The sequence below is a fragment of the Alteromonas sp. H02 genome (genome assembly GCF_059682525.1).
Map to the genome: position 1 here is coordinate 2,883,927 of NZ_CM185021.1, position 20,381 is coordinate 2,904,307.

11 protein-coding genes are annotated in these 20,381 nt (G+C 50.1%); 5 read left to right on the forward strand and 6 right to left on the reverse strand.

Features of this window, described 5'->3' with window-relative positions:
• Positions 1 to 63: 63 nt before the first annotated feature.
• Complete coding sequence (locus tag AC566Q_RS13400) at positions 64 to 2,637, reverse strand: VolA/Pla-1 family phospholipase (protein WP_499606992.1); 2,574 nt, start codon at positions 2,635 to 2,637, stop codon at positions 64 to 66.
• Positions 2,638 to 2,980: 343 nt separating this feature from the next.
• Between AC566Q_RS13400 and AC566Q_RS13405 the strand changes: the two genes are divergently transcribed.
• Positions 2,981 to 3,724 (forward strand): YciK family oxidoreductase, encoded by a 744-nt coding sequence (locus AC566Q_RS13405; RefSeq protein ID WP_123326894.1) that lies wholly within the window; start codon positions 2,981 to 2,983, stop codon positions 3,722 to 3,724.
• 96 nt (positions 3,725 to 3,820) lie between these two features.
• Here the strand turns inward: AC566Q_RS13405 and glnS are convergent, their stop codons facing one another.
• Positions 3,821 to 5,488: a glutamine--tRNA ligase gene (gene glnS, locus AC566Q_RS13410; RefSeq protein ID WP_105934107.1), complete on the reverse strand. Its 1,668-nt coding sequence runs from the start codon at positions 5,486 to 5,488 to the stop codon at positions 3,821 to 3,823.
• A gap of 219 nt (positions 5,489 to 5,707) precedes the next feature.
• Between glnS and AC566Q_RS13415 the strand changes: the two genes are divergently transcribed.
• Entirely contained in the window at positions 5,708 to 6,730 is a 1,023-nt protein-coding gene (locus tag AC566Q_RS13415; RefSeq protein ID WP_105934108.1) for a LacI family DNA-binding transcriptional regulator, read from the forward strand.
• 8 nt (positions 6,731 to 6,738) lie between these two features.
• Here AC566Q_RS13415 and AC566Q_RS13420 read toward each other — a convergent pair whose 3' ends face one another.
• Positions 6,739 to 8,415 carry an alpha-amylase family glycosyl hydrolase gene (locus AC566Q_RS13420; protein ID WP_105934109.1) on the reverse strand — a complete coding sequence of 559 codons (1,677 nt, stop codon included), beginning with the start codon at positions 8,413 to 8,415 and terminating at the stop codon, positions 6,739 to 6,741.
• A gap of 366 nt (positions 8,416 to 8,781) precedes the next feature.
• On the opposite strand from AC566Q_RS13420, the gene amt reads away from it, so the two are divergent.
• Positions 8,782 to 11,838, forward strand: coding sequence for an ammonium transporter (gene amt / locus AC566Q_RS13425; protein WP_499606996.1), 3,057 nt, complete (start codon positions 8,782 to 8,784; stop codon positions 11,836 to 11,838).
• On the opposite strand, the gene AC566Q_RS13430 is transcribed toward amt, so the two are convergent.
• Positions 11,832 to 12,335 carry an RNA methyltransferase gene (locus tag AC566Q_RS13430; RefSeq protein WP_499606999.1) on the reverse strand — a complete coding sequence of 168 codons (504 nt, stop codon included), beginning with the start codon at positions 12,333 to 12,335 and terminating at the stop codon, positions 11,832 to 11,834. The two genes, amt and AC566Q_RS13430, sit on opposite strands and share 7 nt — an antisense overlap.
• Before the next feature lie 341 nt (positions 12,336 to 12,676).
• On the opposite strand from AC566Q_RS13430, the gene AC566Q_RS13435 reads away from it, so the two are divergent.
• Together AC566Q_RS13435 and AC566Q_RS13440 are read left to right on the forward strand one after the other, a co-directional pair.
• Entirely contained in the window at positions 12,677 to 14,857 is a 2,181-nt protein-coding gene (locus tag AC566Q_RS13435; RefSeq protein ID WP_499607001.1) for a VTT domain-containing protein, read from the forward strand.
• Positions 14,845 to 15,558: an endonuclease/exonuclease/phosphatase family protein gene (locus AC566Q_RS13440; protein WP_105934111.1), complete on the forward strand. Its 714-nt coding sequence runs from the start codon at positions 14,845 to 14,847 to the stop codon at positions 15,556 to 15,558. Before AC566Q_RS13435 ends, AC566Q_RS13440 begins: the two co-directional genes overlap by 13 nt.
• On the opposite strand, the gene AC566Q_RS13445 is transcribed toward AC566Q_RS13440, so the two are convergent.
• Positions 15,548 to 15,958, reverse strand: coding sequence for a DUF4019 domain-containing protein (locus AC566Q_RS13445; RefSeq protein WP_105934112.1), 411 nt, complete (start codon positions 15,956 to 15,958; stop codon positions 15,548 to 15,550). The genes AC566Q_RS13440 and AC566Q_RS13445 overlap by 11 nt on opposite strands.
• A gap of 65 nt (positions 15,959 to 16,023) precedes the next feature.
• On the reverse strand, positions 16,024 to 20,355 hold the full coding sequence (locus AC566Q_RS13450) for an alpha-1,6-glucosidase domain-containing protein (protein WP_499617510.1): 4,332 nt from the start codon (positions 20,353 to 20,355) through the stop codon (positions 16,024 to 16,026).
• Positions 20,356 to 20,381: the final 26 nt, after the last annotated feature.

Consider the following 20,381-nt stretch of genomic DNA (forward strand, 5'->3'; position numbering starts at 1 on the left):
CCCGCCAGACAAAAATAAAGCCAGCTAAGCTGGCTTTATTGGACTCACATTAGTGCAGTAGTGTTAGTTGGCCACTACATCGGTATTAATGATGGGTAATGCCTGTGCTTCAGACTTGATAAAACCACCCACCTGCAGTTGCATCTCGCGGGTAACTGCAGGGTCGGCAGCCGGGCTTAAGCTGGATGCATGCGCACCGCTGTTAAAGCGTACCTGACCACTTACCGTACCGGTCTCCGATGAGATGGTAGAAGTCACCTGCTCAAGACCAATCATCGCAGCCATTGGGTGCTGACCCGCTAATGGCAGCGAAGTTACAACAGGGTTAACCTGATCCGGCAGATTCTCACCACCGTCACCTACTACTGACATAAAGTGCACTGGCGTGGTAGCGCCAAGCATTCCGGCATAGGCAGTCGGATCACCCGCGTCGAGAATAGTTTGGGCAGCAAAGTTAAACTGCGCAAACACCGCTTCAAATTCTGCTCTGGCTTCTGCGTCAAGTAGTGCGACGAAATCGGTATAGGCCTCTCGTAGCTGGGCTTCTGTGGCGTTTTCACCATATACCTGACCAACATAAGCAACAAAGTCTTCTGATGATTCGCTCAATAACAGGGCTTTAAGTAGCGGCCCGAAGTCTGGTGACTCCATCAGGAAGGTCGCAATACCACTGGCCGGTGACTCCAGTGAGGCAGCGTTAATAGCAAACATACCGTCTAGGGTATCGTTACCCAGAGAGCTGTTTGCCATAGCAGCAAAGTTAGCACCGGTAATGGCTCCCAGTGAAACGCCCATTACAGACACTTTTGACACGTCCAAATCAATGGCCTGTGTTGCGGTCATATCAGCCACCGCATTTAAACCCAGGCGCAAGCCCAGCAGATCGGCCATGCCCTGACGAACATTATCTCGTGCAGTAGGCAGTGAAGCCAGATTCATAAAGTGAGTCGGTGATACAAAGGTTGCACTGATATCGTCGGCCCCATCACCGTTTACATCAAAGCCGCGGCTGCCATGCAATGGCAAATCAATGGCAACAGTTGCAATACCGTGAAGAGACAAAGTACCGCTAATAGCCATCATTTGCTCTTTGGTACCGGTAATACCATGCACCAGCATGACTACCGGCCAACCGGCATCAGGTTTGCTGATCGGGGATCCCAGTGCAGTAGCAATGGCCGGATCAGGAATGGTAACTTGTACTTCCAACGGATTTTCCGCAATGGTGGTTTGCGGGATGGGGCTGTAACGGGTAACGTTCCGCGCATCATCAATCATTTCGCCGTTCACACGCAGATCAGACAAGCCAACCTGGGTACACATTTCGTAGTTCGGACCAGGTTCCGCCATAGCCAGTACTTCAGCCGGCGCACCGGCCAGCACGATACCGCTGTCACAGGCAGCGTGCCAGAAGTCGTTAACCGGCGCGAGTGGATTGGTCATCGACGGAACCGGCAGATAATACGGCAGCGAAACAGAACCAGTGTAGCGCTGAGCCGCACAGAGTGGGCCGGCTTCGGCAGCAAAAGACTGTGAAATTCCCGCAGCGACGGTTTCCATGCCACCCCAGTAAGCGCTTAGCTGACCGGATAAGGTGCCAAAAATACCATCACAGGTTTGTAGCAAACTGAAATCAGTGGCATCGATAGCCGCCTGAACCTGAGCAGACTGCCCCTCTTTAGCCAATGCAAGGGCACCGTCAAGTGTGGCACTGTTAATTAAGCCCAGTGCTTCCATGGCGTTATCCGCACCATCCGCATCCTGCACCTGGACCACCGGAAGTGCCGTTGCCGGATTCCCCTCACCAGTAGTGAGAATTTCCACCAGATCGGCAACCAGCAGTTGTTTAACCGTGCCCATCACGTCAACCGTAGACTGGGTAGTAAAGGCAGACACGTAAGTGATGTCTTCGCGCTCATATCCCGCCCCCAGTAGTGGAGTAACTAAGGAGTTTACCAGCGTTTGTAAAGTCAGTTGGTCTTCGGTAGCCAATGGCGCAGTGTTGATGTCCTGACGAGCCAGATCCCAGGTGGTAGACCCCTGCACTGCCTTACCGGAAGTGTCTTTCAGATCGGTGGTCATTACCAGCATGTAACCAGAAGCAGGTTTAAGTGGCTTAAGCGGCACTACGCTTACGGTGTCGTCATCAACCAGTGACAATACGTAATCAACGCCATAGGTGAGCTGATCGCCCAGCTTACAACCCGATGAAGGGATAGCCGCCGCGGCACACTCAGGGTCGCTCTGATCAAGGCCCAGGGTAGCTTCATATAAATGAATACCCGCCGACAAGGTAGCAGCGTCCAGAGCCACACCGGAGGGCGTTTGCACATCAATGACAAAAGGATGCTGAATAGACCAGCCATCCAGAATATTCAGGGCATTCTGGGGATCACCAAAATCAGTTGGATCGGCGACCGGAATGTTCAGTGTGTAGTCAAAGAAGCCATCATCACCGGGTAACATTAGTAAATCGTTTGGAATATTCAGATCGCCGTTGGCCGGGTCAAATACTATACGAGAAAAAGGCGTGTCGACCTGGGTTTCGTTATTAATGTCGTCAATGGACTCACCGCCACCGCAACCGGCTAACCCCAGTGCCAAGGCTACACTGGTGCTAAGGATTAGTTTTTTCATTATATCTCCCTACAAAACGGATTTTTGTTATTCTGGCTCATGATAAGTCCGACAGCTTTTGTGAAGGCTAAATACCTTGATCGCTGGGCAAATATCGAACAAGTACGACCAGTTACTAAACACATATTATTTTCTTTACGATGATTTTGCAAAATATTGTTAACTTTTTGTAACCCATTCTTGTAAATAACTGTAAAAACGCCAATTTATTCGTCTATTGTAGTCACATATTTCAACTACATAAAAGAATCGGTTTACATAAAACAGGATATTTGTATCATCACAGCACTTTTGCGCCCTAAATGCTGGGTATGATGAGAAAGTTTAGCAGGAAACTTGATTTATGAATGACTACATCGCACCGGACCACTTACTGAGTGGAAAAACCATTCTCATTACCGGCGCCGGTGACGGCATCGGCAGACAAGCGGCTATCAGCTATGCTACCCATGGCGCTACCTGTATTTTGCTGGGTAAAACGGTTAGCAAACTGGAAGCAGTGTACGACGAGATTGTCGCCGCCGGTTACCCCGAGCCAGCGATTATACCGCTGGATTTAAATGGCGCTACCCCGAAACATTATCAGGATATGGCAAATACCATCAGCGATCAGTTTGGTGTACTCGATGGCATATTGTTTAATGCTGGCAAGCTGGGTCACTTAAGTCCTTTCGCTCAAATCCCGGTGGATGAGTGGCAACAGGTCATGCAGGTAAACCTCAACAGCGCCATGTATATGCTGCAGCCACTACTTCCACTATTACTCAAGGCCGAGGCCGCTTCGGTCATCTTTACCAGTTCCTCAGTGGGCCGCAAAGGCCGCGCGTTCTGGGGCACCTATTCGGTATCAAAGTTTGCTACTGAAGGCCTGATGCAGGTATTGGCCGATGAGTACAAAAACAAACCGCTGCGGTTTAATTGCATTAATCCGGGTGCAACACGCACAGCCATGCGGGCTAAAGCATTCCCGGCCGAAGATGCCGAGACACTAAAAACCCCGGCCGACATTATGCCGCTGTATTTGTACCTGATGGGTTCAGACAGCCAGGAGGTAAATGGTCAGTCACTGGATTGCCAGCCTAAATAACCCGCTACTCGCTTTAGCGGCTAACAACAGATACCAAAAAGCCCCGCGATGCGGGGCTTTTTAATGAGTAAAACTTACCTACAGCATAAAACTGACTTAATCGCCAATCTTAGCCCAGGTATCACGCAGACCTACAGTCTGGTTAAACACCAGTTGCTCAGACGTGGAGTCTTTATCCAGACAGAAGTAACCGGTACGCTCAAACTGCCAGCTACCCACTTCTGGTACACGGCCAGGCAAGCCAGGCTCTACCCATCCTGACTTCACAATCAGGCTGTCCGGGTTGATAGCGTCAACGAAGTTCTCTTCCGCGGCCGGGTTAGGTACGTTGAACAGACGATCGTACAGTCTGAACTGCGCAGCCTCACCGCTGGCTACATCTACCCAGTGGATAACGCCTTTAACCTTGCGGCCGTCTGCCGGGTCTTTACCGAGGGTGTCCGGGTCATAGGTACAGTAAACCGTGGTTACATTACCCTCTGCGTCTTTTTCAACGCGGTTGGCTTTCACCACATAGGCATTACGTAAGCGCACTTCTTTATCCAGTACCAGACGCTTAAACTTCTTATTGGCGGATTCGCGGAAATCTTCTGCTTCAATCCAGACTTCGCGACCAAATTTAAGGTTACGCGTACCCATAGATTCATCATTAGGATGGTTGGGCGCAGTCAGTGTTTCAGACTCACCTTCCGGAAAGTTTTCGATAACCAGTTTAATTGGCTCAAGTACAGCCATAGCACGGGGCGCATTAACGTTAAGGTCGTCACGAATACAGGCTTCCAACATGCTCATTTCAACCATGTTGTCCATCTTGGTCACGCCAATACGCAAACAAAACTCGCGCACTGAACCCGGTGTATAGCCGCGGCGACGCAAGCCGGCAATGGTTGGCATGCGGGGGTCATCCCAGCCTGCCACATGCTTTTCTTCCACCAGTTGAATAAGACGACGCTTACTTAATACCGTGTATTCCAGGTTTAAACGGGAAAACTCATACTGATGCGGCGTACAGTCAATAGTGATGTTTTCGATAACCCAGTCATATAACCGGCGGTTGTCCTGAAACTCCAGCGTACACAAAGAATGGGTTATGCCTTCAATGGCATCCGAGATGCAGTGGGTAAAGTCGTACATCGGATAAACGCACCACTTCTCGCCGGTTTGATGGTGATGGGCAAACTTAATCCGGTAAATAACCGGATCGCGCATACACATAAACGGCGACGTCATATCGATTTTTGCCCGCAGCGAACAATGCCCTTCCGGGTACTCACCGGCAGTCATTTTAGCAAATTCCTGCAGGTTGGTTTCGATGCTGGTGTCGCGATACGGGCTGTTTTTGCCCGGTTCGGTTAACGTGCCACGCATCTCACGCATGGCTTCCTGGGTACTGAAGTCCACATAGGCCAGGCCTTTTTCGATAAGCTCCACAGCAAAACCGTGTAACTGGTCGAAGTAATCAGAAGAGTAACGCGCCTCACCATCCCATTCAAAACCAAGCCACTTCACATCCTGCTGGATGGAATTGACATATTCGATGTCTTCTTTAGCCGGATTGGTATCGTCAAAACGCAGATTGCAGCTGCCCTGATAATCTCTGGCAATGCCAAAGTTCAGACAGATGGATTTAGCATGCCCAATGTGCAGGAAGCCGTTTGGCTCTGGAGGGAAGCGCGTTTTGATGCTCGTGTGTACCCCGTTAGCGAGGTCTTTATCAATAATTTGACGGATAAAGTTGGTCGGACGGTGTTCAGTCTCGGCCATTCGCGGTGCCCTCTTATTATAATGTTTAAGTTAAATACGTGATGAAGCAGAAGAAAAACGCTATGCTTACACTACTTCGTGTTTAACAAAAGTATATCACTGTCTTAGGGGTGCTAACCAACACTACTTACAATTCAGTGCAATAAAACGGGTATCGTGCAGATATTAATCAGCTTGGACCCATCGGTTAAATTATAATATGAACTATAATAACGACGCATGAAGCATAAACCGACCTCTTTTGACATTGCTCACCTTGCCGGCGTGTCGCAATCCACTGTATCCAGGGCATTGAATGACAGTCCGCTGGTCAATATTGCAACCCGCCAAAAAGTGCAGGAAATCGCGCGAGAGCTTAATTATCAGGTAGATAAAAACGCCAGTAATCTGCGCCGTCAGCGCAGCAGCACCATTGCTTTATTGTTGTTTGAGGATCCGACTTCAGATGATTCACTGGTGAACCCCTTCTTTCTGGCCATGTTAGGCAGTATTACCAAAGCCTGCGCCGCTAAAGGCTATGATCTGCTGGTATCGTTTCAGAACCTCGAGAGTAACTGGCAGGCAGAGTACGAAGACTCCCATAAGGCCGACGGGCTGATCCTGCTCGGTTACGGCGATTATCGCTCCTATGCCGGTAAACTCAGTCAGTTACATCAGCATAATACGCATGTTATGCGCTGGGGAGCGCCCGTTGAGCAATGGCCCGGGATCTCCATTGGTTGTGACAATTTTAGTGGCGGGCAGTCTGTTACCCGTCATTTACTCTCCCACGATTACCAGTCGTTTGCGTTCATTGGTGATATCGGCGACAAAGCGCCTGAGTTTCAGAGTCGTTACGAAGGCTTTCTCAGTGCGCTGGATAAACAGCACAATCACCAACAATATGATGCAATCTCTTCTGAGGAGGCAGGTATTGAGGCAGCAAAGTATTTATTGGCAACCACTTCAGCGCTGCCCGATGCCATTGTGTGTGCGGCAGATATTATTGCGGTGGGCGTGCTTCAGCAGCTTAAAGAAGCCGGGATACGGGTGCCAGAGGATGTTGCGGTAGTCGGTTTTGACAATATTCAGTTAGCGGCATTTACTACTCCTGGCCTGACCACCGTGCAACAAAACACGGCTCAGGCCGGCGAAAAACTGGTGGAAAATCTGTTGCTGGCGATTGATGGCCAGCCAACGGATGACCATTTGTTGCCGACTAATCTGGTGGTTCGTCAGTCCTGCGGTTGCGACATTAAATAAAGCCGGTGTTACTGACGGGCCATCTGGTTTAACAATGCCTGCGTAAAAGCCGGGTTGCTGATTGGCTGATTGCGCACATACACCCTCGCTGAATGCGCCGGGACCGTGCTGATCAGTGTGCCATTTAGTGTTTCCGCTACTTTGCCGGTTAATTGCTCCTGCCACACGCCGGCTTCGACAAATTTATCGGCGGTCATGGCGACCTGCGTATCACCTTTATTCAGCATAACCAGGGCAATCTGGGTTTTACCATTCTCCACCAGCACCCGATAGAACATGGCCAGGTCACTTTCCATAGCAAGATTGTATTGCAGGCCACGCTGCAGGGCTGGCGTGGTTTTGCGAACCTCAGCAATAGCTTTTAAGGCCTGGCGAATAGGGTTTTCACGCTGCTCGTTAAGTAACGCCTGGCCAATAAAATTGCGGTTACCGGCGTGTTCGGCAGTACCGCGCATAAAGGCAAATTCTGAGCCCTGATAAACCACCGGGATCCCACGCGCAGTAAACAGCCAGTTATGCGCATCGATAAACCCCTCATCACTGGCATTCATTCGCGCCATATCATGGTTGTCATAAAAGGTCGTGAGCTCGTAAGGGTTATGATACGGGCCGTGGGTCAGATAAAGGTGTTCTGCTAACGCAGCAAAGCTGCTATCAGCATTTTCAAACACATTTACCATCGCTTTTTGCAGCGGAAAATCAAGCACCGCTATGCCGCCATTTTTAGGCTGCGTATGCTGGGCGATAAAATTGGCGTCGTACTGAAAGCTCTCGCCAAACATGTAAAAGCCCGGATGCTCAGCGCGGATCCGCTCCGCCATCGTCCACCAGAAACTATGCGAAACATGCCGAATGGTATCGATTCTGAACGCGTCAGCGCCCTGCTCTATCCAGTACAAATAACTGTTGATCAGATAATCCTGCACTGCCGGGTTATGCTCGTTGAGATTAGATAGCTTAACCAGATCCGGGTACGGATGAAAAAAAGCATGCAATGGTTCTGTTTGGGGCGACAGCGCCTCAGGGGCTAAATTCATATGGTCGGCCACCAGCTCGCCATCTGCGTTATACAATTCACCATAGCCTGGCTGATCGACGGGCATAGTCCAGCTCGGGGTACCGTGATTGGCAACAATATCAAATACGGTTTTGAACCCCTTCTTGCGCATGGCACCGGTAAAGTCAGCATAGCTCAGTGAATCGCTGACCAGGTGTTCGTCGGGCTTATAAAAATTGGTTGCCCAGTAACCATGATAGCCGGTTTTACCGCCGTCTTTAAACTGGCCGCCATAGGTGATTTGCTCATCCCCGGTGAACGCTTCATCCGGATTATCCAGTACCGGTGATAACCACACTGCCGTAAAACCCATGTCGGCGATATAGTCAGCGTTATCTAACACGCCTTGTAAATCGCCCCCCATGTAGCCGACGTTGGCAAATTTGCCGTCGGGACCGTTTAAGCGCAATTCCCAGGTTGGGTTTTCGCCGCCTTGCTGTTCATGATTGTTGGTTGGGTCACCATCCACAAAACGGTCGGTCAGAACAAAATAAATGGCTTGTGCCGCAAAGGGCTCTTTGGTGCCATAAATTTCTTCCTGCACTCCCTGCTCAGTGGTGCTGCAGCCAGTCAATGATAGAGCAAGTAGCACTGAAGCTGCGGGTATAGTCAATTTCATAAGAGCCATTATCCTGTAGTTCTGACGCCGAATCCGGAAGTTAAAAACATCGCCAGTACCCCAGCTAGCAACGGCGTACCGGCGATAACAATGAGAAGCGTCTCATCATTGGAAAAAGGATGCAGTATCTGGCTGTAACCCTGCTCACCTTTGCGCGAATTAGCGATGCGTAACAGCCTGTTAACAATGATTTAAATACTAACGGCAGTTGGCCGGAACGCCAACTTTGTGCATACGTATTCACAGAATAAATGCAAAAGGACATGTTTATTTTCAAAGGTACGAATATTGCTTAATTAATGGTTAATTTTAAATTTATTGCTGCGGTTGGTAGAGCAGATTTACCTGACACAATCTGCTTTAAAGGGTGACATTTTGGATACAGGCTGGTTATTGTTCGCTGCGATTTTAGTTTTTTGCATGCAGGCGGGCTTTTTATGCCTGGAAACGGGCAAAGTACGCAGCAAAAACAGTATTAATGTGGCGGCGAAAAATCTTTCAGATTTTATCGTCTCGTCAATATTATTCTGGATGTTTGGTTTTGCCATCATGTTTGGTCAGTCCAGCATGGGTTATTTCGGTACATCTGAGTTCCTTTTTGGTGCAAACCACTCTCCCTGGCAGTACAGTTTCTTTTTATTCCAGCTGATGTTTTGTGGCACAACCGCCACGCTGGTATCCGGCGCGGTAGCCGAACGGATGTCCTATCGCGGCTATCTGATCATCACCATAGTGTTGTGCACGCTTATTTACCCCTTCGTCGGTCATTGGGCGTGGAGCTCGTTATACTCTCCACAAAATCCGGGTTGGCTTGAAAGCCTGGGCTTCTTTGACTTTGCCGGCTCAACCGTAGTGCACTCGGTGGGCGGCTGGGTCAGTCTGGCTGCCATTATAGTGCTCGGAGCGCGAGCCGGGCGCTTCGACGATAATCATACATTCCCCGCTGGTAGTAATTTGCCCCTTTCCGTACTGGGTACCCTACTCATCTGGCTTGGCTGGTTTGGCTTCAACGGTGGCAGTACTCTGACTCTCAATGAGCAGGTACCAGTCATTCTGGTAAATACCTGTCTTGCAGCGGCTTTTGGTGGGCTTAGTGCCAGTGCATTGTTTGTCAGCCGGCATCGGTTCCTGGACGTGAGCATAATGCTCAACGGCGTCATAGCGGGCCTGGTTGCAATCACCGCCAGCGCCAATGTTGTTGAACCGGCTTCAGCGGCACTGATTGGTATTATCGCCGGGCTGGTGATGTACGGCGGCGAGCGCCTGATGCTAAAAATGCGTCTCGATGACGCTCTGGGTGTAGTGCCAGCACACTTGTTTGCCGGTGTTTGGGGTACGCTAGCCGTAGCGTTTTTCCATCAGTCTATAACCCTATTTTCTGACGCTTTCTGGGCGCAATTAAGCAGTCAGCTCACCGGCATAACGGTAGTCGGCCTGTTCAGCTTTACCCTCGCCTGGCTGGCACTGAATTTAATTAACCGTTTTATACCGCTGCGGGTGAGTGCTGAGCAGGAATACCTGGGTATGAACGTCACTGAGCACAATGCCACTACCGAATTGCTCGATTTACTTAACTCAATGCACACTCAGGAGCGCCAGGCCAATTTTAACCAGCGGGTGCCGGAAGAACCGTTTACCGAGGTAGGCCAGATTGCCAGGCAGTACAATCGGGTTATTGAACGTGTTCAGTATGAAATGACACAACGGGACTCCCTGCTAAGCGATTTTAAAAGCAGCGAAAAGCGTAAGAGCGCGATCCTCAATTCCTCGATGGACAGTATTGTTACCATTAACCTTGAGGGTAACATTATAGAATTTAACCCGGCAGCAGAACGCACCTTTGGCTGTTTACAGGCCAAAGTGATTAATCGCAACTTTATTGAACTGTTTATTCTGGAAAAAGACCGCCCCTCGGTGACAGAAAGCCTCAAAAGTAAGTTTGTAGCCTCCAGTGGCCTGCTCATCAACCGCCGCAATACGCTGATACTGCGCCGCTCCACCAGCGATACATTCCCAGCAGAGATTACCATTACCGGTACGACTTTCGGCAGCAGTATAAGCAATGAGTTTACCCTGCATATTCGTGATGTAACACGCCAACGCCGCTTGCAGGAAAAATTGCGTGAGCTGGCCTACAGCGACCCGCTCACCGGATTATACAACCGCACCTATTTCCTTGATGCCTTACAGATTGCCCTGCGTAACATTCATCAGGATTCTGACTCTGTAGCCGTGTTTTTTCTGGATCTGGACCGCTTTAAAAAAATTAACGACACGCTAGGCCATAAAGCAGGTGATGAACTGCTAACCGAAGTTGCCGCACGTTTAATTAACGTTACCCGGGAAAGAGATACCATTTGCCGCTGGGGCGGTGATGAGTTTGTGATCATGATGACGGGTAATCACGATGAAACCACTGTGGTTACCAGTGCAACCAAAATACTCCAGGTTATGCGTGAAGCGGTAAACCTGGGCGGCCGGGATCTCAAAATCCCTACCAGCATCGGCATCAGCATCACCAGCGACGCTAATTGCCAGCCCATGACGCTTATCCAACAGGCCGACATTGCTATGTACAACGCCAAGCAGGCTGGGCGGGATAATTTTAAAATATTTGAGCTGACCATGGCCCGGGATGCATCTGATCAGTTTAACTTTGAGCAAACCTTGCGCCAGGCTATCCAATCAGCCCAGCAGTTTGTCATGTTTTATCAGCCTAAGGTGAATCAACATCGCGAACTGGTTGGCCTTGAAGCATTGGTGCGGCTTGAACTGAGCCCGGGTAAATTCACCTCACCGGCTGAGTTTATTCCAGTAGCAGAGGAATCTGGCCAGATCATCGCCCTGGAAGAACTGATCCTGCGACTGGTCTTTGCACAACTGGCCAGTTGGCATCACACTAATCCCCTGACGCCACGGGTCTCGATTAACCTGTCAGGCCTTCACCTGCTGTCTGACACGTTTCTGCCGTTTTTGAATCAGTGCATGGAAGAGTTTGCCATTCCTGGCGCCTGGATAGAGTTTGAAGTCACCGAAAGCGTGTTTCTTAACGATATTGAACGCTGTATTCAGGTGTTACAGGTCCTACAGGGAATGGAAATTGCCATCTCCATTAATGACTTTGGCACCGGCTACTCTTCGTTAAACTACCTTAAAAACCTGCCGGTGGATGTGCTGAAAATCGATCGCTCCTTTGTATTGGAGTGTGCCAGCCAGAAAGAAGATGCCAAAATTTGTTCAACTATTATCGAACTGGCGTCGACCCTGGGGCTCAGTACCATCGCTGAAGGGGTTGAAAACCAGGCTCAGTTTGAGTTTCTGGCCGCCCACGGCTGCGATAACTTCCAAGGCTATTATTTTTACCGCCCTTTGTCAGTCACACGCATCGATGAATTGCTGGCCGCCACTTTGGAGGTATCGGAGACTCACTGATCCAGACGTAAGCGATTATTAGTGTCCCGGCTGGTCCGGATTAATTCCAGCGAGCTGTCATAGTCACTTTTCGCCAGTCTGTCATAAAGTAACACATTGACTGTGGCGGCCAGATTAAGACTGTTAAAGGTAGGGATATACACTACGTGGTCACACTTCGCAACGAGCGAAGCCTCCATACTGCCGTCTTCCGGACCAAACAGATAAAAAGCATTATCCGGGTGAACGAATTCGGGCAAGGGTGTTGCGCCTTCTACCAGCTCAACCCCTACAACAGTGGCGCCGGACGGAATAACTGTTTCCAGATGGTCAACGCCAACCGTGGGGATCACGCGGTGATAGGCTTTGGTATCAGCATTAAATTCCTTGGCGTGACGAAAACGCTGGCCGGTATAAAACACACTGCTAACGCCAAAGCAGCCGGCGGCTCGTAGAATACTGGCAACATTAGTCGCTGATTTCGGATTTTGTAACCCTATAGAAACGGCACGATACACGCTTTACCTCCAGTCTGAAGAAGCAAGCATTTTAGTCGGCTGAGACAAAATCACAACAACCATTACAATCCAATAGCGCTTTATCAGCGTAGTTATGAGGTCGGGCAATTCCTACAGACAGTCGGGAAATATTTGCCCGCGGTACCAAACCAGCATCAATACGCCATTATTAAAAATCCATAACCCCCTTTAATTTCAATAGGTTACAAATAAAATCCCGACCAATCAAACGGTACAATTCCTGCAACCACTCTTGGTTAACTATCATCAGGTCCTGATATTAACTGACAAAATTTCAGCGACACTGATTTATCAAGGATAAGGGTAATCAGGGGCTTACTATGAACAAGCATAATATTTTCGAACCAGGTAAGAATTGTTGGCAGGAAACTCAGGCCTGCTATTCCAGCCCGCTTATCGACTGTGCTAACTACTACCGGGCCTTGCATTCAAGTATTTGTAAAGCTGAAAAGCAAATCATCATCGTCGGCTGGGATATCGACAGTCGTATTCGTCTGCTTCATGGTGAAGAGGAGGAACAGTCTGAAGCCCCTTCACGGATTGGCGACCTGATCAGGTGGAAAGCCGAGCAGAATCCTGACCTTAAAATCTATCTGTTACGCTGGGACTCGTCCTTCGCCTTTTTCGATCAGCGTGAAATGTGGGCGCTGGAGGTTTGGCAGGATAAAACACCGGAGAATGTTCAGGCTATCCTTGATGACTCCATTCCCATGGGCGGCTCGCAGCACCAGAAAATCGTTGTCATCGATAACGAAGTGGTATTTTCCGGCGGTATGGATGTGGCATTACATCGTTGGGATACTCGTGAACATAAAATCGATGAACCCGGCCGTAACGGTCCGGACGGTGAATATGGTCCATTTCACGATGTGCAAATCGTGTCCAGTGGCCCGTTGGTAAAACATTTTACCGAACTGGCACACTGGCGCTGGAATCGTATCGCCGAAACTCCTATCGAGTCAATTCCGTTTCCTGACACCGACACGAGTGATTTACCCAGATGCTGGCCTGAGGGCGTTAAGCCCTGCTTTACCAACGTCGATTGTGCTATCGCGCGGACCATTCCGGAAATGGAAGACGCCGAGCTGGTTCAGGAAGTGCGGCACATGCTAATCAATCTCATTGGACAGGCAGAGAAATTTATCTACATTGAAAATCAGTTTGCCACTCGTGAAGAGATAGCCTATGCCATTAACAAGCGGATGAAAGAATGTCCTGATCTGCACGTGGTCATTGTGAGTTCTTATGATCCGAAAGGATTGTTTGAATCTGAGGCTTACTGGGCGAGCCGTATTACGTTTAAGAATATTATCGAAAAAGATATCGATGACGGTCGGGTGATGATGACCTACTCGTCTATCCGCGATCAACAAGGCCGGATGGCATACAAACGGGTGCATTCAAAGGTGATGACCATTGATAACCAGTATCTGGTTATTGGCTCATCGAACCTGAGTAATCGCTCAATGACCCTGGATACGGAGGTGGATTTGGTCTTTCATGGCAGCACGGAAGAAAACCAGCGCTGCATCGAATTTGTCCGCAACGATCTGCTGGCTGAACATACCGGCCGGGAAACAGACCAGATGCAGGATCTGATCAACAGTGACGCGCCGGTAACGGCCATTATGGAAGGTCAGTTAGCCCACGGTTATGTGCTTACAGAAATTGATGACAGTGAATTTACCACCGCATCGGAAACCAATGTATTTCGCAGTATTTCTGATCCGGAAGAGCCGCTCGGTCCGGCAATACCGGATTTCCATGGTAAATTCAGTGCCATTACCAATCCTCGTCGCCGGACCATTATGATTAGCCTGGGCGTTATCATACTGGCGCTGATAGCGGGTGCGCTGATCCTTATCAGTAATACCGTTCCATGGCTCGACGGCGACCGTATTCAGGCCTTCCTGGAAGAAAGCCGCGGCACCTACTTTGCGTTACCGACCGTATTACTGGTGTATCTGGTAGGCGGGCTACTGTTCTTCCCGGTCACTGTACTCTCGCTGGCGGTGGCTGCAATTTTCGGCCCGATATGGGGGCCGCTCTACGGCATCATGGGCGCCCTGCTCAGCGCAGGCACCACGTTCCTGCTGGGTAAACTGTTAGGTAATGCCGGACTGCGCAAACTGGGCGGCCCGAAAGTTGAGGCGGTTGATGAGAAGCTGAAGAAAAGCGGCATCATTGGCGTTGCGGCAATTCGTATGCTGCCGGTAGCGCCTTTCAGTCTGGTGAATCTGGTGGCCGGTATTTCATCTATCACACTGGTACAATTTTTAATCGGCACCTTTTTAGGCATGGCCCCACAGATGGTTGCTAAGGGCCTGGTAGGCGACTCTATCATGCAAATATTCAGAAACCCTTCAGCTGAGACCGTGACCTACCTGGTAGGTGGTCTGGTGTTCTGGCTGGCTATGATTATTGGTTCGCAGAAAGCGGCTAAAATGTATCAGGCGAAAAAAGAAGAGGCAAAAGAAGAATCTGAAGAATGTATCGCTTAATTACCTATAATCTGCACAGCGGCGTCGGCCGGGACGGCATTCAGGATTATGCTCGCATCGGCCGCTTTTTGGTTGAACAGGACGCCGACTTTGTACTGCTACAGGAAATGGATACCCGCTCAGCCGAACGCGACGTTAACGATGATATCAGTGCGATTTGTGCTGACGGCAAATACATGTTGATACCTGCGCCAACGGTGACTACCGAGCATGGCTGGTATGGCAATGCGATTCTCACCCGCCATCCGGTTTTGCACCGTCAGCAGTTTAATATCAGCGTTCCTGGCCGCGAGCCGCGCACCCTGCAACACGTTGTGGTGACACTGGGCAAACAGCCGCTTAGTTTGCTGAATGCCCATTTAGGACTCAAAAAGAAAGAGCGGGCTTATCAGGCCAGACGCTTGCACGAGATCATTCAGTCTGTTAACGAGCGTAATCAAATGCCGGCCTGCCTGGGTGGTGATATGAACGAATGGTGGCTGAACACCCGGCTGTTTAAGCGGCTTGATCAAACCTACCAGCAGCTTCGCACCGGCAGAAGCTTTCCAAGTCACCTGCCACTGTTTAAGCTGGATCGCTTATGGACCAGTCCTGAGCTTAGGGTAAACCACTGTGACCGGCTAATGGATAAGGGTTACCGCCATTACTCTGATCATTTAGCGGTTAAGGTGGATTTTGAGATGAGTCCGCCTACTGAATAAAGTAGGCGGTGACTTTTAGCTGACCACCCTCTTCCGACAGGACCAGGATTTCGCTGAGTGAACTGGCCTTCTCAAACTCACTGGCAAACTTTAACACCCAGTATTCGCCGTCGGGCAAACCGCTGAACTTTTGACGTTTGCCATAACCGGTGAGATTACGGTTGGTTAAATTTCCCAGTTTGCTGCGGGTTCCTTTCAATACCTGATCCCACTGCGAGGCATCAATACGTTGCTTAAAACTCTGACTGGCATATTGCCAGGTCTGGTAGAATCGACCGTTATCCAGTAACTCCAGCCAGGTATAGGCAGGCGCCAGATCCATCTGGGGCTCATTAGCATAAGACGGCACAACCGCCATCAAACACCAGCTAACTAACAGTAAACGTGCGAACCTGCGCATTATTATTTCCCCCAAAAAAAGCGCGCCGGAAACCAGGCGCGCTTTTACGGTACAACAAGTCAGGGTTATTTCGCAATAACCGTCAGGATGGGTTGGGAAGCATCCGGACCGGTTACCCTGAACTCGTAAGTTCCGGCTGCCAGTTCAATCAGCAGATTGTTGTTACTACTGCCCAGAGTCTTGCTAACACCCTCATCAACGGTATTGATCAGAGCATCGTCCGGATTGCCCAGATTCACCGTCGCCCAGTCTTCTGAGGCAACCTTAAACTCGGTAGCACCACCGCCTAGAGTAATATCGACGGAATAGACACCAGCGCCCTGATAGATAAGTTCATCATCCGTACCCCAGCCATTCATACCACCACGCAGATAAACCGGGGTATTGCCAAAGAATTGCTCATTGAAAACCTTAAGTACAGGTTCAGCCTTATCAGTAGCATCAAGCACAAACACATAGTCACCGTCTTCTTCAATGGTCAGTACCAGGTTGTCATTGGTCGCCGCCAGGTATGTCGGCTCACCTAATACCACCTGTTTATCGGCATCCGCTCCCGACAGCGCCCCAAGGTTTACGATTGCCCAGTCTTCAGATGCGACCTTAAACTCATAGCTGCCAGCAGTCAGCGACATTGCCACCTGATACTGACGACTACCCTGATACAACAGTGGTGTGTCTGTACCCCAGCCGTTAAAGCCGCCGCGAAGATACACCTCGGTTCCCGCATAAGGCTCCTCGTTTTCAACCGTTAATACCGGTGCCTGGGGATCGCTGGCATCTATGGTAAACAAATAGGTTGCATCGATTGTGGGGGTAAAGAACAGGTTATTGTTAGTGGTTCCCAGCGCCACCGGTTCGCCCTCGGTAACGGTTGCTTCAGACGCATTGGCTGCACCAAAGTTAACCGTTGCCCAATCTTCGGAGGCAAACTTAAACTCATACTGGTTACCCGCAGTTAACTGGGCTGTTGCGGTATAGATACCGTTACCCTGATAACTGAATTCACCATCGGTTCCCCAACCATTCATGCTACCGCGCAGATAAACCGGCGTATCACCGTAAGGCACTACATCCGGGGCTCCCGCGGTGGCATAACTCGCCAGACCATAACCCTGTGCCCCTGCCTGAGGCTTAACAAATACAGCAATGGTTAGCGCTGGCACCGTAAAGCTACCATTACCCGATTGATCTTCGGTGAAATACGCGCCGCGTACGGTGCTGTCGTAAGAGCTTTGCTGAACCGGGTGTAGTACAAAACCACTAGCGGTATTGACGCTCAGGGTCTTTTCCTCATAACCGGTATTTACCATTACCATCACGGCATCATAATTAACATCGATATCAGTAAGCAGGGTTTCTGCCTCACTGTTATAGCCGTCGTCAATGCTCATGGCGATCAGGCCAACCTGCTGGCGGGTACCCAGATTATGAAAACCTACCCGCTGCATGATTTGTTCGGCGGTAGTGAGTCGAAATAACGGGCTGGTCTGGCGAATAGTTAGAAATTCCTTAAACACTTCTGCCGCCAGTTCAATTTCCGTCATGCTGGCAGCCCGTTCAGGCGATGACACAAACTGGCCCATTTCTGACCAGCGGGCCTCGTTTTTCTCAGCGAGCGGTAAACCCACATTCCAGTTGTTGGTTTGCATGGTGAAATCTACGTAGTTAAACCAGTCACCGGAGTCGTAGCTGTCGCGATCCATGGATTTAGAGCGCAACATATCACCGCCCATCTGTAAAAATGGAATACCCTGGGATAACAAAGTAATTCCCATACCGGCATTTTGCGCCCGCACTCGTTCGTGGAGGGTCAGCGACTCTGGTAACACGTAGTTAAGCTGATCCCACAGGGTTTCATTATCGTGTTTAGACACATAATTGATAATGTCGGCAGGATCTTTAGCATAACCACCAAGTGCTGAGGCCGTGGTAGCGCGTCCACCCGAGGTGTTTAATACAAAGTCAGCCAGCGTTCCGGCCATGCCCATTTTGACCCTATCCTGTTCATACAGTGCAGAATCACTGTCGGGGTTAAAAATATGACCATAGCGGATCGCATCACGCAGTCTGTCGTTATAGGTACCAATTTCGGTACCGGCCATATTCAGCTGGTTAGCCTGCTCGTAACCACGGTCTATCTTGTTCCAGCCTTCACCGTAAAAGTAGTTGTCAGGATCGATAGCCTGGATGGCTTCACGTAAGCGCACCATACTGTTTTTGGTCGACTGACTCATTATGTCAAAGCGGAAAGCATCAAACTTGTATTCACTGGCCCACATCGACAATGAGTCCAGCATCAGCTTTTCCATCATTACGTTACGCGGCTCGGTATCCTCGCAACAGGTTTCCCGCACAATAGCACCAGTATCCGTTTCATAACGATGGTAGTAACCAGGCACCACTTTATCGAGTACCGATTTAGTGAAGATACCTGATGCATTGGTGTGATTATACACTACGTCAAGGGCTACCCGCAGGCCAATCTCGTGCAGCGCCTGTACCATTGCGCGCATTTCAATGATCCGCTCAACCCCTTCAGCACTGGACGCATAACTGCCTTCCGGCGCATTGAAGTGATGCGGGTCATACCCCCAGTTGAAGCTATCGACACTGCGTAAATCCTGGGTCAGCGCCTGGGCACTGCCTGCTTCGGATAGCGGGTCGTAGCTGTTGTACACATCCAGTAAAATGCTGCTCGGATCTTCTTCGTTACACACCTGGGCATCCGGTTTTTTCACACAAAGCTGACCTACGGTATCGTAGATGTCCACGGTATTGGCCGGATCTTCATCGATGGTGGCAATATCGTTGCTGGGCAGAATATGAAAATGGGTTAATCCCGCATCGGCCAGGGTCTGTAAGTGATTGACCGGATCGCTGCCGGCTTCGGTAAAAGCCAGGTATTTACCACGATTGGTTTCACTGGTAGACATATCGCGAATACTGAAGTCGCGCACATGTCCTTCGTAAATCACCGCATCTTCCGGATTCGCAATCTCCGGGATCCACTGGGTATCCCAACCGTCTGGTTTCAGCGATTCATCACTTAAATTCACAAAACGTGAGAAGCGCCCGTTGGTCGACAACGACACCGAATACGGATCGGTTACTTCGAGCGTAGTAATTTCCTCCAGCGATGGATAATAAACGGTGACTTCATATCGATAGAGTTTTCTGTCGAGACTGGTATCACCGGCATAGGACCAAACGCCAGACGTGTCATCAAACGCCATTGGGTAACGGTTAGCCAGGGTCTTATCGTCATTGAAGATAAGCAAGTTTACTTCCGTTGCCGTAGGGGCCCAAACTGCTGCGGTAATGCCTTCATCGCTATAGACGCCACCGAGCATGGCTTCATCGGCGTCATTTTCACCACGGGTGTATAACTGGTCGAGTACGTTGGCATGTTGTAAGCGTGTGGCTGCCAGCAAAGTACCATCGCTTGCATAACCGCCAACAACCACCTGGGTTTTCAGCACTGCTTTGGCCTCATCGCTATTCCATTGGCCTTCGAATGCCGGCAATGAAGCCAGATGTGGGGCAATAGCAACCTGCTCTTCGGTAAGGCTGGTCGCGCTGAGCTCGACGGCGGTACCGTTGAGACCATTTTCCACCGTGGTAGCCAAATCGGCCGCGGCAGAATAATGCAGTTTAACCGTTTCAACACCGTCCGGTACGTCCCATAACACAACCTGTGTATCGAGCCAGTGCGCCGCTGCACCTTCAATTTTTACCGGTTGCGGACCAAGTGATAATAAAGGAAATTCAAAAACGGTGGGCACGCCGGAGAGCGTAAAGTTCATCCGTGTGAAGGTTTCATCGTCCTGATCCAGTGGAGCCTGGAAATCGGCTCCGCCCATTTCTTTGCCTGCATCGTCAGTCCCTTTGTGAATAATAAAGTTATGACAGGCGCCCGGTGTGCCGGCTACGCCGGGTTTAAGCTCCAGGATCCAGTACGCCCCGAAGTTAGGATCGATACCAGAAATCGCCCGGCCATTGGCCCAGTCGGTATCGCCATCGGCGTAAGCGTCACAGGCATCATTATTCCAGGTATGCAGTTTCCAGCCGTCATAGGCACTGTCGCCAGGATCATTTGTGGCCCCTACTCCAGCACGGTTGTAGTACAACACGGCCTGATTAGCAGTTGGGAAATACACCGGATCGTCCAGCGTTGGATCAGCACCAACCACGCAGGCACTGTTATCTTCATTAGGTACCGTGGGTGGATCGCAAGCAATGGGCGGTTTTTCCACGCACATCATGCCAGCTTCATCGGGCACCAGAGGCGCATCACACACCAACAAGTCATTGGAACCAGAGTCTGTGCCAGAACTGCCGCACCCGGTAAGGGTAAGCACCACTAACACCATTAGGCCAGCCAGTATTTTATACAGCATGCCGGTGGATGCTGTGGGTTGAGTAA